Here is an 11,643-nt window from a genome sequence, read left to right as displayed (position 1 = left end):
TCAGAGCCAGTTCTCGCGGGCGGCGTGCCAGGCCAGTTGCATCCGGGTCTGCGCACCCGCCCGTTCCATCAGGTAGGCGATCCTGCGCTGCACCGTCCGCTGGGAGATCTTGAGCTGGGTGGCGATCGACTTGTCCGGAACGCCCGCGACCAGCAGCGACAGCAGGTAGAGATGGTCGGCGTCGAGCGGGCTGCCCGGGTTGGTGAGACTGACCGGGGTGGCCCGCTCCCACAGGCTCTCGAACAGGGCCTTGAGGGCGTCGAGCAGGCTGCTGGGCCGGATCAGCGCGGCGGTGAGCTGGGTCAGGCCGTCGGTGTGCTGGATGAGCGGGAGCACGCCGAGCTCGCCGTCCGCGATGATCATCCGTACCGGCAGGACGGGCAGCGCGCGGGCCTGCTCCCCCAGCGTGATGCCGTCGGCGAGGTTGACCAGCATGCCGGGTTCCTCCAGCAACGCCCCTTCGTAGATGACGCGGTAGCCGACGCCGCGCCGCAGCGCGGCGAGCTCCTCTCCGTTCTCCTGCGAGCTCATCGCCACGTGCCCGGCCCGGCACAGGCTGAGCACCTCGTGCCGGGCGCCGTCCTGGAGCAGCCGGAGCTGCTCGCGCAGCGCCGCCCGGCTGGTGATCACCTCGATGAGCTGCGCGGCCTCGCGCCGCCTGGCGTGCGCCAGGTACTCCCCCGTGAGCTGCTCCATGGCGTGCCGCGCCCGGTCGACCTCGGCCTGCCGCCGGTGCAGCCGGGCCGCGAGCGCGACGTCGGGGGCGACCGCCGTGAACCGGCCGGGCTCGCCCGCGACGGCGCGCGCCAGGCCCTTGGCCAGCAGTGAGCCGAGCGCCTGCCGCGCCACCTCGGCCGGCACGCCCAGCTCCTCGGCCAGGGCGTCGGACTCCACCTCGGTGGTCCTGACCAGCAGCCGGTAGGCGGCCTCCTCCTCCGCGCCCAGCCCCGCCGCGCTCAGCACGTGCCGCACACGGCCCGATCCAGATTCACCCGGCCATTGTAGAGAGCGGCCGCCGGGGCGACGGCCGGGCCTGTCACGTCACGAGTTCGGTGCGCAGTTCGTGGCTGTCGTCGGGGAGCCGGGCCTCGTAGAAGACGCGGTGGGCACCGTCGGGGAGCGGGAGCACGTCGAGGTACCGGACGTCGGCCACCGGCGGCCCGTCCACCGGCGCCAGCAGCGGCGCTCCGCCGGCCCCGGTCGCGCCGGGCGTGGCGAGGCCGGTGCGTTCGCGCCAGTTCTCCGCCGCCGAGGCCCGCCCGTCGTAGCAGGCCCGGCCGTCGGGCAGGACGCTGGTCAGCCGGGCGCCGCGGGCGTCCCACGAGCCGGGGCGGCCGGTGAGGACGGTGCCGTGCCACCGCCAGCTCAGCCCGTCGCGGCTGGTGGCGTACGCGGTGCTCATCCGGTCCTCCGCGCCGGGCGTCTCCAGCGGGTGGCAGCAGATCCAGGCCCGCCATCCGGTGCCGTCGTACCGGATCACCGGGTCCTTGACGCCGGTCCGGGCGTCGCCGGTGAGCACCGGCCGGACGTCCGCCCCGGCCAGGCCCTCCGGGGACGCCGCCTCGACGACGCCGATCCACCAGTGCCTGGTCCCCGGCGTGGCGCAGCTGACGTACAGCCGCCATCGGCCGGAGGGCAGGCGCACCAGGGCGGGGCGCTCCACCATCGCGGCGCCGAAGCGGCCGCGCGGCAGGACGGCGACCGTGGTGAACCGCTCGCCGTCCGTGGAGCGGGCCACCGCGTTGTGGTCCTCGCCGCCGGCGCGTACGCGGTAGGCCAGGACGTACGTCCCGTCGGCGTCGAGCGTGGCGCTCGGCGCGCCGGCCCAGTGCTGCGGCCCGCGACCGGGCGCCGGGACGGCGACGACGTGACGCTCCTTGCCCGGGTCGGGCAGCGGGAAGGAGGGCACGAGCGGAGAACGGGGGTACGCGCTTGCGGTCATGGTCCGAGTCTGCGCGGGAGCGGGATCGCGAGGCAGTGGCAGTACTGCTCATATACGGGAATTTCCTGCCATACTCGGTGACCGGGATCCGGCACCCCTGACGAAAGGGCGACATGACGGCACGATCGGCACGACAGCCCGCTCCGGCCCGCGCGGGCAGAGCGGCGAAGAGGCCGGTTCCTCCCGGCTGCCACCTCCCCACGGCGGGCGCGTCCGCCGGGCGTGGACGGCCGTCGTGACCGCGGGCCTCGACGTGCCCGACCGGCGTGGCCGTACCGGCCTGGACCAGGCGGGACGCGACCTGACCGGCAACCCCCGGGTGCGGGTGCGCGACGTGCGGCTCCTGGCCTGCAACTGGTACGTCCTGCGCACCACCACCTTCGACTACCAGCACGCCGACGGCCGCTGGAGCACCCAGCAGCGGGAGACCTACGACCGCGGCAACGGCGCCACCGTGCTGCTGTACGACCCCGCCCGCCGCACCGTCCTGCTGACCCGGCAGTTCCGCTACCCCGCCTACGTCAACGGGCACCCCGACGGGATGCTCCTGGAGACCGCGGCCGGGCTGCTGGACGACGACGCGCCGGAGGAGGCGATCCGGCGCGAGGCCGCCGAGGAGACCGGCCACACCGTCGGCGAGGTCGAGCTGGTCTTCTCCGTCTACATGAGCCCGGGGTCGGTGACCGAGCGCCTGCACTTCTACGCCGCGCCGTACAGCGCCGCGACCCGCACCTCGGCGGGCGGCGGTGTCGCGGCGGAGGGCGAGGACATCGAGGTCGTGGAGCTCGGCTTCGACCACGCACTCGACCTGATCGGGCGGGGCGAGATCGCCGACGCCAAAACGATCATGCTGCTGCAGTGGGCGGCGCTGAGCGGCCCCTTCTCCCCCGCCCGCACGCCGGACCGGCCCGTGGCACGGCCGTAGGGGCCGTCCGGCCCGGCGTCACAGAAGGCGGCGGAAGGCGCGGCGTCACGGAAGGCGGCGGAAGGCGCGGCGGTAGGCGGCGGGGGCGACGCCGCGCCGGGCGGCGAAGTGGTGGCGCAGGGTGTCGGCGCCGCCGAACCCGGCTCGGACGGCCACGGCGTCCACGCTCAGATCGGTGGTCTCCAGCAGCTCCTCGGCCAGCTGGAGGCGGCGTTCGAGCAGCCAGCGGTGCGGGGTGGTGCCCGTCAGGTCCTTGAACCGCCGGGCGAACGTGCGCGGCGACATGGCCGCGCGCGCCGCGAGCGCCTCCACCGTCAGCGGCCGGTCGAGGTGCTGCTGGATCCAGTCGAGCAGCTCCGCCAGTTCGTACGGGGTGCGCCGCGGCGGCATCGGCGCCTCGACGTACTGGGCCTGCCCGCCGGCGCGATGGGCCGGTACGACCAGGCGCCGGGCCAGGGCGTTGGCCGTGGCGGCTCCGTACTCCAGCCGGATGAGGTGCAGGCAGGCGTCGATCCCGGCCGCGGCTCCGGCGCTGCTGAGCACGGGGCCGTCCTCGACGTACAGGATGCCGGGCTCGACGGTGATCCGGGGATGGCGGCGGGCGAGCAGGTCGGCGAACTGCCAGTGGGTGGTGGCGCGCCGGCCGTCGAGCAGCCCGGCGGCGGCCGGCAGGAACGCGCCGGTGCAGACGGTCAGCACCCTGGCGCCGCGCCCGACCGCGTCCCGCAGCGCCGCCAGCAGGGCGGCGGGGACGGGCGCGTCGAGTCGCGGCCAGGCCGGGACGGCCACCAGATCCGCCTCGGCGAGCCGGTCGAGCCCGTGCTCGACGTGGACGGCGAACCCCGAGGTCGTGGGGATGGCGCCGGGCTCCGCCGCGCAGACCGCGAAGTCGTGGACGGGCAGCCCGTCGTCGGTGCGGTCCAGCCCGAACACCTGGCAGACGATCCCGAGCTCGAACGCGGCGACCATGTCCCCGACCACGGCCGCGACCCTGCGCATCACGCCCGCCAGTATGGCAGGAACTTCCCGCACCGGGGCATTTCCGCCGCACGGTCAGGTGGGTGCCCGGACAGGGCCGCCGGACCACCGGCGGACCTCGCCGCCGACGGGCGGCCTCGCGTTTGCGGCGCGCTTGTCCGGGCATGGCGTGCTGACCCAGGAGAACGTGAGTTCGAGGAGAGTCAGCATGAGTCACGGACCGGTGGAGAAGGACCCCGACGAGTGGACGACCGGCGACGAGCCCATGACCGGCCCGCAGGAGTCCTACCTGCACACCCTGGCCAGGGAGGTGGGCAGGGAGGTGCCCGGTGGGCTGAGCAAGGCCGAGGCGTCCCGGTTGATCGACGAGCTCCAGGAGAACAGCGAGCGCCTGCGCGCGTCCGGCGCGCCGCCGGAGGGCGCCGGCTGATCCGCCGGGCGCCGGCCCGCGAAGGGGAGGCGGTTCCCCCTCGGGAGGGAGATCGCGGGGGGGCCGCGCGGCCTACCGTGGGCGGCCATGAGATCACTGACACGGCCCGCGCTGCTGGCCGCGGGCTGGGCGGCGGCGGCCGCGCTCGTGCTGGTGGCGCCGGGGAACCTGGTCATGCGGCTGGCGTTCGGCAAGCTCGACGACCCCGCGCTGGCCCGGCAGTCGCTGTGCGCCGCGCTGGGGGTGCTGCTGGCGCTGGCGGCCGTCCGCTTCGGGACGCGTACCGCCGCGCGGCCGCACCGGCGGCGGGCCGACGGGACGGTCCGGCCCGCCCTCTGGGCCAGGGCGGCGACCTGGACGGCGGCCGTCCTGCCGGTGCTGGGCTTCTCGGTGCCGCACCTGCTGTGGGGGCTGGGCCTGCCGCTGGGCGTGGCGGAGGGCTCCCGCGCGGGCCTGGCCGGTCTGGGCGGCTCGGCGGTGTTCTGGGTGCTGCTCGTCGCCGGGCCGGTGGGCGGGGGCCTGCTCACCCTGGGACTGATCGCCCGATGGGGACAGATCGTCCCGCGGTGGGTGCCCCTGGCGGGAGGACGGCGGGTGCCGCGCGCGCTCGCGGCGGTCCCGGCGGCGGCCGTGGGCATGCTGGTCGGCCAGTACGGCGCGATGATGACGAGCTGCCTCGCGTTCGGCGTCACCCGCGGGTGCGCGCCCGGCGGCGGCGCCGAGGTCCTGGACGGGAGCTGGGGATTCGCCGGGACCTACCCGGTCTTCCTGCTCTGGGGGACCTCGCTGCTGACCGCCGCCGCCGGTTACCTGGACACGACCGCGCGGGCGCCGGTCAGTGGCTCGTTCAGTGGCTCATTCAGTGGCTCATTCAGTGGCTCATGACGTGCCGGCGCTTCGGGGGCTTGCCGTAGCCGAGCAGGCCCATCATGCCCTGCTCCTGGTGGTAGAGGTTGTGGCAGTGGAACATCCACTCGCCGGGGTTGTCGGCGTGCACGTCGATGCTGATCCGCTTGTACGGCATGACGTTCACGGTGTCCTTCCGCGGCCCGCCGCGCTCGGTGGTCCGGACCTGGAAGGTGTGGCCGTGCAGGTGCATCGGGTGCCACATGTGCGTGTCGTTGTGCATGACGATCCTGATCGTCTCGCCCCGGTCGACCCGCAGGCGCAGCGGGTCGTCGGCGAGGTGCCCGTTGAGCGGCCACTCGCTGCCGGAGGTGCCCTGACGCCAGCCGAGCGTGACGGTGACCGTCCTGGACGGCGGGCTCAGCTGGTCGCGGCGGCGCGCCTCGAGGTCCTGGTAGGCGAGCTGCCGCCGCTGGAGCTCCGGCACGGCGCCGTCCGGTGACGGCGTGCGCGCGCCCGGCGAGGTGCGCACCACCGCGAACGCCCGCCCGGCCTTGCCCTCCGCCATCGCCATCAGCGGGAACGCCCCCGCGTCGAGCGTGACGACGAAGTCGTAGCGCTCCCCCATGCCGATCACGACCGTGTCCACGGTGACCGGCTTGACCGGGAAACCGTCGGTGTGGGTGATGGTCAGGCGGTGGCCGCCGAGCGCCACCCGGAAGGCGGTGTCGGCGGCCGCGTTGATCACCCGGAACCTGGCGCGCACGCGGGGACGGCTCATGAAGATGGTGGGCTCGTCGGCGGTACGTCCGTTGACCAGGTAGTACGGGTAGCGCGCGTGCCCGGACGTGCCGCCGAGGACGTGGCTGCTCAGGGTGTCGTCGTGCGGGGTGGTGCTCAGCGCGCGCAGCGTGTCGTCGGGCGTGCCGTTGACGCCGTCCTGCCAGTCGTCGAGGACGACCGTGAACTCCTGGTCGTACCCGAGCGGCTCGTACGGGTCCTCCACGATCAGCGGGCCGTACAGGCCGCGGTCGCTCTGCATGCCCACGTGGGAGTGGTAGAAGTAGGTGCCCGGGTCGGGGACGGTGAACACGTAGTCGAACGTCCCGCCGGGCCGGGTCGGCCGCTGCGAGAGGCCGGGCGCGCCGTCCATGTCGGCGGCGATCCTGATGCCGTGCCAGTGCACGGTGGTCGGCGCGGGCAGGTCGTTGACGAGCCTGGCCCGTACCGTGCCGCCGGCCGTGGCCCGGATGGTCGGGCCGGGCAGCAGGCCGTCGTAGGCCCAGGTGGACACCGTCCGTCCGCCGAGGGACACGGTGGCGGGCGCGGCCCGCAGCACCCTCCTGCCGGCCGTCTCGGCGGCCCTTCCCGCCGACGGCCCGGCGGACGCTCCGGCGGCGGCCGCCGGAACGGCGCCCAGGGCGGCGAACATGCCGCTGACGAACAACCTGCGGGACACGGTCCCACGCGAATCAGTCACTACGGATCCCCCTCATCCATCTCGCAAAATAACGGAGAGTCACCGCGGAAGGACGACGCCACGCGCGTCGGGCGGTTCAAGATCGCCGTACTCCGGCCGGGGACGGCCCGCACCCCGGCCCCGGCGCCGTCGCGACGCGGCGATCCCGGCATACTGGGCCATCGGATCATCACGTCCAGGGAGATCATGCGCATGAGCACGCCGTCGTCGCAGCCGGGGGCCGAGCGGGCCGGCGGGCCGTCCGTCCGGATCGGCGCGCTCGTCCCGCTCACCCCGCCCGGCTGGGTCGAGGCGGGCCGCCACCTGCTGGCCGGGCTGGAGCTGGCCGTGCGGGACGTCAACGACGCCGGCGGCATCGGCGGCCGGCCGCTGGAGCTGGTGGTCCGGGACACCGCCGCCGACCCGCGGAAGGCGGCGGCGGCCGTGGACGAGCTGGACCGGCTCGGGGTGGCCGCGCTGGCCGGCGAGTACCACAGCGTGGTCGCCCGGGCCGCCGCCGCCCGCGCCGAGGCCGTCGGCCTGCCGTTCCTCTGCTCCTCGGCGGTCCTCGACGCGCTCACCGAGGAGCCCGCGACGTGGGTCGCGCGCCTGGCCCCTGCGCAGTCGCGCGGCTGGCGGATCTTCGCCGACTTCCTCCTCGGCGCGGGCCACGAGCGCGTCGCGGTGGCGAGGCAGGCGAGCGTCTACTGGGCGTCGGGGCTCGGCATCCTGCGCGACCACCTCGCCGCCCGCGGCGGCACGGTCACCGAGCTCGACCTGACCGCGCTCACCCCCGCGGCCGTGTGCGACGAACTCGCCCGCGACGGCGCGACGGCGCTGCTTCTCCTGGCCGGCCACCCGGAGCCGGCGGTGCCGATCGTGCGGGCCGTGCGCCGCGACCGGCGCCTGGCCGGGACCCTGATCGGCGCGCCGGCCGGGCAGCCGGAGTTCCCGGGGTGGGCCGAGTCGCTGGGCGACGACGGCGCCGCGATCCCGTTCCTGTGCTACCTGCCCGAGAGCCTGAGCCCTCTGGGCGTCCGGGTGGCGGCGGCCCTTCGCGAGCGGCTGGCCGCGACGCCGTCGTTCGTCGCCTTCGAGGGCTACGACACGGTCACCGTGGTGGCCGAGGCGCTGCGGTCGCACGGCGTGGACCGGGCGGCCGTCGCCGGATCCTGGCCGCACCTCGCGGTCGAGGGCACCCGGGGGCCGATCCGGTTCTCCCGCGCGCCGGGCGTCAGCGTCTGGCAGTGGGCCTGGCCCCCGATCCAGGTGGCCGACCGCGACCCGGCGAACCCGGAGCGCTTCCGCACCCTGCACACCGCCTGACCACCGCGCGGGACGCCTCAGGAGGGGTGGCGGGACACGTCGTGCCTCTCCGTCAGCCGTTCGAGGCCGGCCGACCGGTAGGTGGCGACGGCACCGGCGTTGGAGCTCGGGCAGCACACGAGCACGCTGGACGAGCCGGCCTCCCGCAGCGCGCGCGCCGCGGCGACCGTGATCGCCCGGCCGTGCCCGCGCCCCCGGTGGTCCCGGTGCACCCCCATCGGCTCGATCAGCCCCGGCCTGCCCGCACCGGCCGACCAGACCGCCACGGCCGCCACCGCCGCGCCCTGGTCGTCGCGGGCGAGCAGGCACCGCGCGCCGGTGTACGGGACGCCCGCCGCCATCGCGTGCCAGCGCTCCTCGGTGAAGGTCGAGCCGTCGAACGACGCCCGGATGACGGCGGCCCACTCGTGCGCCTGCTCCGGCCCCACCGCCTCGACGTGCACGCCGGGATCCGGGACAGGCGCGCCGAGGTCGCGCCCGAGGATCGTCCACGGGTCGTCGGCCGCCCAGCCGTCCTTCAGCAACAGGTCCCGGACCAGCGCGCCCGGCGGCGACTCGACGTACACCCGCCCCTCGGGCAGCACCCCGCGTGCGGGCTCCGACACGTCTCCGGCCACCCGGCGGGCCAGTTCCTCGTCCTGCGCCGCCCCCGGCGCGAACGCCAGCCGCAGCAGGTCGGCGCCGTCCAGCAGCCCGGCCGCGACGATTTCCCCGGCCCGGCTCCAGGTCAGGGTGGCCGCCGCCGTGCACTCCGGGCCGAACCGCCAGAACCATCCCAGGTCACCCGGATGCAGTTGCACGGGCTCTCCTTCGCGCTGCCACTCCCCCAGCAGCCGCACCGCGTCGCCGAGCCCGTCGATCCCCGGCCTGCCCGTCTCGATCGTCATCCCCCGATCACACACCACCCAGCCCGCCGTCCGCACCCGGATTTCCCGCGGGCCGGGAGGGCGGCTAGGGGATCCGCGGGGCCGCGAGCCGGTCGTCGGTCCAGGCCGCCGTGATCGTCGTGACGCCGGTCTTGCCGAGCATGGGCTTGCGGCGCGAGAGCTCCAGCAGGGCCTCGTCGCTGATCGCCGCCGGCGGGCCGGTGCCGTTCCGGACCGTCGGACGGGCCGTCGAATGGGCCGTCGAATGGGCAGTCACACCCCTACTCCACCGGTGGGGCGATCTGCTTTCACGGCCGGGGTGGCGGCCTCGCGCTCAGGGGAGCCGGAACACACGTCGCGCGCCGCGACATGGCGTCGCGGCGCGCGATGGGCGGGCGGGTCTCCTGGCTCAGGCCACGTCGGGGTGCACGCGGAAGCGGTCCCAGACCCGGTGCAGGGGCAGCAGGGCGAGCACGTCGCGCAGCACCCCCTCGCCGTCCTGGCCGGTGACGACGCCCGGCGCCTGCGCGGGGATCCCCGCGGCCTGCAGCGCCTGCGCGGCCGTGCCCCAGCCGCCCACCGCCTTGGCGTGCCGGTACGCCTCGCCGACCAGGAGCAGCACGCGCGGGTCGACCGGGGTGCCGCCGTCGCCGGCCTTGGCGTCGCGGGCGCCGTACGCGTCGTCGCCCGGAGCGGGCGCCCCGGCCAGCAGCACGGCGTCGAACTCGACGGAGCGAGCCGCGGCGAAGGTGCGCTGGACGGCCAGCGTGCCGCCCAGCATGCCGCCCTTGGGCGCGATGACGAGCGGCGTCATCCCGCCGTCGAGCACGGCCTGGCGGACGGCGCCCACGGCGCCGAGGTCGCTGGTCTCGTCCGCGACGATGCCGATGATCCGGCCGTCCAGCGGCCACTCCCGGCCGACCTGCGACAGCGCCGGGCTCGGCGCCGGGTCGGCGAGCGGCACGGTGGGCTCGGGGGCGGGCAGCCCGAGGCCGTCGGCGACCTCCCGGCACAGGACCGGGTCGATGTTGGCCAGCACCCGGAGCTGACGTTCCTTGACCGCCTGCTCGTAACACTTGCCCAGCTCGAAGGTGTAGGCGCTGATCAGGTGCTCGCGCTCGACCGGGGACAGGCTCAGCCAGAACAGCCGCGGCTGGCTGTAGTGGTCGGAGAAGGTCGCGGGCGCCTCGCGCACCTTGCGTCCGGCGACCTCCAGCGGCACCTCGACGTAGGCGCCCTGCTCGGCGCCGGCCTGGAAGGGGCAGCCGCCGTCCAGGGAGTTCGGCCGGTACGGGGCCACCCCGCGGTGGACGGCCGTCTGGTGGAGGCCGTCGCGCAGCATGTCGTTGACCGGCGCGTGCGGCCGGTTGATGGGGATCTGCGCGAAGTTCGGGCCGCCCAGGCGGGTGATCTGCGTGTCGAGGTAGGAGAACAGCCGCGCCGCCAGCAGCGGGTCGTCGGTGATGTCGATGCCCGGCACGAGGTGCCCGACGTGGAAGGCGACCTGCTCGGTCTCGGCGAAGAAGTTCGACGGGTTGGCGTTGAGCGTCATCAGGCCGACCGGGTGGACGGGGGCCAGCTCCTCGGGCACGATCTTCGTCGGGTCCAGCAGGTCGATGCCCTCGAACATCTGCTCCGGCGTGTCCGGGAAGACCTGGATGCCCAGCTCCCACTGCGGGTGCGCGCCGGCCTCGATGGCGTCGGCGAGGTCGCGCCGGTGGAAGTCGGGGTCGACGCCGCCGGCGATCTGGGCCTCCTCCCAGGTCAGCGAGTGCACGCCGAGCTTGGGCTTCCAGTGCCACTTGGCCAGCGTCGTCTCCCCCGCCGCGTTGACCAGGCGGAAGGTGTGCACGCCGAAGCCTTCCATCATGCGGAACGAGCGCGGGATGCCGCGGTCGGACATGTTCCACATCGTGTGGAAGGTGGCCTCGGTGTGCAGGGAGACGAAGTCCCAGAACGTGTCGTGGGCGCTCTGCGCCTGCGGGATCTCCCGGTCGGGATGCGGCTTGCCGGCGTGGATGACGTCGGGGAACTTGATGCCGTCCTGGATGAAGAAGACCGGGATGTTGTTGCCGACCAGGTCGAACACGCCCTCGGCGGTGTAGAACTTGGTGGCGAAGCCGCGGGTGTCGCGGACGGTGTCGGCCGAGCCGCGCGACCCGAGCACGGTGGAGAAGCGGACGAAGACCTGGGTCCTGGCGCCCTCGGCGAGGAAGGCCGCCTTGGTGATGTTCGAGGCGGTGCCGTACGCCTGGAACACGCCGTGGGCGGCGGCGCCGCGGGCGTGCACCACCCGCTCGGGGATGCGCTCGTGGTCGAAGTGCATGACCTTCTCGCGCAGGTGGTGGTCCTGCAGCAGCACCGGGCCGCGCGGGCCGGCCTTCAGCGAGTGGTCGGTGTCGCGCAGCCGCACCCCCTGGGCGGTGGTCAGGTACTCGCCACCCTGGGCCATCTGGTCCTGCGAGGCGCCGGTGGGCTGCCCGGTGGGCGAGACGGTCTCGGGCCCGGTCTGGTCCGGCTTGGGCGGCAGCGGCTCCCGCGGTTCGGTCGGCTCCTCAAGCTCGGGCGGCAGGCTGCTGGGCACGCCAGGGATCTCGGCGGGCTTCACCGCGTCGTGATCGGTGACGGCGCCGACGACCTTCTCCACGGCGGACTTGAGCGGGTGCGACTCGTTCATGCTTGGTTCCTTCGGAAGGGCCACAACGGATTGACCAGGTCTGGCGCCTCCCTACCCATGCTCAGCCGTATAACGCGAATAGTCGCACTTCAGGGCGGTTCGCGACCCCGCGCGAACACGATCGGAACGCTTCCGGAGCAGCGCGGAACGCCGATCCCCTTTTCGCGTTCTTTGCCCTGCGTTGGGGTGTTCTT

11 protein-coding genes are annotated in these 11,643 nt (G+C 74.7%); 4 read left to right on the top strand and 7 right to left on the bottom strand.

What is annotated here, in order from left to right; genetic code table 11:
• On the bottom strand, window positions 1-972 hold the full coding sequence (locus AB0J46_RS44255; protein WP_358296920.1) for a helix-turn-helix domain-containing protein: 972 nt from the start codon (window positions 970-972) through the stop codon (window positions 1-3).
• Between the two features lie 64 nt (window positions 973-1,036).
• A complete protein-coding gene (locus AB0J46_RS44250; RefSeq protein ID WP_364341316.1) occupies window positions 1,037-1,942 on the bottom strand; it encodes a hypothetical protein in 906 nt (301 codons plus the stop codon).
• 235 nt (window positions 1,943-2,177) lie between these two features.
• Between AB0J46_RS44250 and AB0J46_RS44245 the strand changes: the two genes are divergently transcribed.
• Window positions 2,178-2,867: an NUDIX domain-containing protein gene (locus AB0J46_RS44245; RefSeq protein WP_364341314.1), complete on the top strand. Its 690-nt coding sequence runs from the start codon at window positions 2,178-2,180 to the stop codon at window positions 2,865-2,867.
• 45 nt (window positions 2,868-2,912) lie between these two features.
• Here AB0J46_RS44245 and AB0J46_RS44240 read toward each other — a convergent pair whose 3' ends face one another.
• On the bottom strand, window positions 2,913-3,866 hold the full coding sequence (locus tag AB0J46_RS44240) for a helix-turn-helix domain-containing protein (protein WP_364341445.1): 954 nt from the start codon (window positions 3,864-3,866) through the stop codon (window positions 2,913-2,915).
• Between the two features lie 187 nt (window positions 3,867-4,053).
• On the opposite strand from AB0J46_RS44240, the gene AB0J46_RS44235 reads away from it, so the two are divergent.
• Window positions 4,054-4,275: a DUF3072 domain-containing protein gene (locus tag AB0J46_RS44235; protein WP_364341312.1), complete on the top strand. Its 222-nt coding sequence runs from the start codon at window positions 4,054-4,056 to the stop codon at window positions 4,273-4,275.
• Between the two features lie 87 nt (window positions 4,276-4,362).
• Window positions 4,363-5,160, top strand: coding sequence for a hypothetical protein (locus tag AB0J46_RS44230; protein WP_364341310.1), 798 nt, complete (start codon window positions 4,363-4,365; stop codon window positions 5,158-5,160).
• Here AB0J46_RS44230 and AB0J46_RS44225 read toward each other — a convergent pair.
• Entirely contained in the window at window positions 5,147-6,580 is a 1,434-nt protein-coding gene (locus AB0J46_RS44225; RefSeq protein ID WP_364341308.1) for a multicopper oxidase family protein, read from the bottom strand. The two genes, AB0J46_RS44230 and AB0J46_RS44225, sit on opposite strands and share 14 nt — an antisense overlap.
• Window positions 6,581-6,793: 213 nt before the next feature.
• Between AB0J46_RS44225 and AB0J46_RS44220 the strand changes: the two genes are divergently transcribed.
• A complete protein-coding gene (locus tag AB0J46_RS44220) occupies window positions 6,794-7,906 on the top strand; it encodes an ABC transporter substrate-binding protein (protein ID WP_364341307.1) in 1,113 nt (370 codons plus the stop codon).
• A gap of 17 nt (window positions 7,907-7,923) precedes the next feature.
• On the opposite strand, the gene AB0J46_RS44215 is transcribed toward AB0J46_RS44220, so the two are convergent.
• The 3 genes from AB0J46_RS44215 to AB0J46_RS44205 form a co-directional block, all read right to left on the bottom strand.
• Window positions 7,924-8,793 carry a GNAT family N-acetyltransferase gene (locus AB0J46_RS44215; protein ID WP_364341305.1) on the bottom strand — a complete coding sequence of 290 codons (870 nt, stop codon included), beginning with the start codon at window positions 8,791-8,793 and terminating at the stop codon, window positions 7,924-7,926.
• A 64-nt stretch (window positions 8,794-8,857) separates the two neighbouring features.
• Entirely contained in the window at window positions 8,858-9,049 is a 192-nt protein-coding gene (locus AB0J46_RS44210; RefSeq protein WP_364341304.1) for a hypothetical protein, read from the bottom strand.
• 132 nt (window positions 9,050-9,181) lie between these two features.
• The gene (locus tag AB0J46_RS44205) at window positions 9,182-11,449 is read right to left on the bottom strand and encodes a catalase (RefSeq protein ID WP_364341302.1); all 2,268 of its coding nucleotides are present in this window, start codon (window positions 11,447-11,449) and stop codon (window positions 9,182-9,184) included.
• Window positions 11,450-11,643: the final 194 nt, after the last annotated feature.

Origin of the sequence: Nonomuraea sp. NPDC049758, from assembly GCF_040674635.1 — a bacterium.
Taxonomy (GTDB): domain Bacteria; phylum Actinomycetota; class Actinomycetes; order Streptosporangiales; family Streptosporangiaceae; genus Nonomuraea.
The sequence above is the reverse complement of the archived record's forward strand: the minus strand, read 5'-3'. Positions and strand labels throughout refer to the sequence as shown.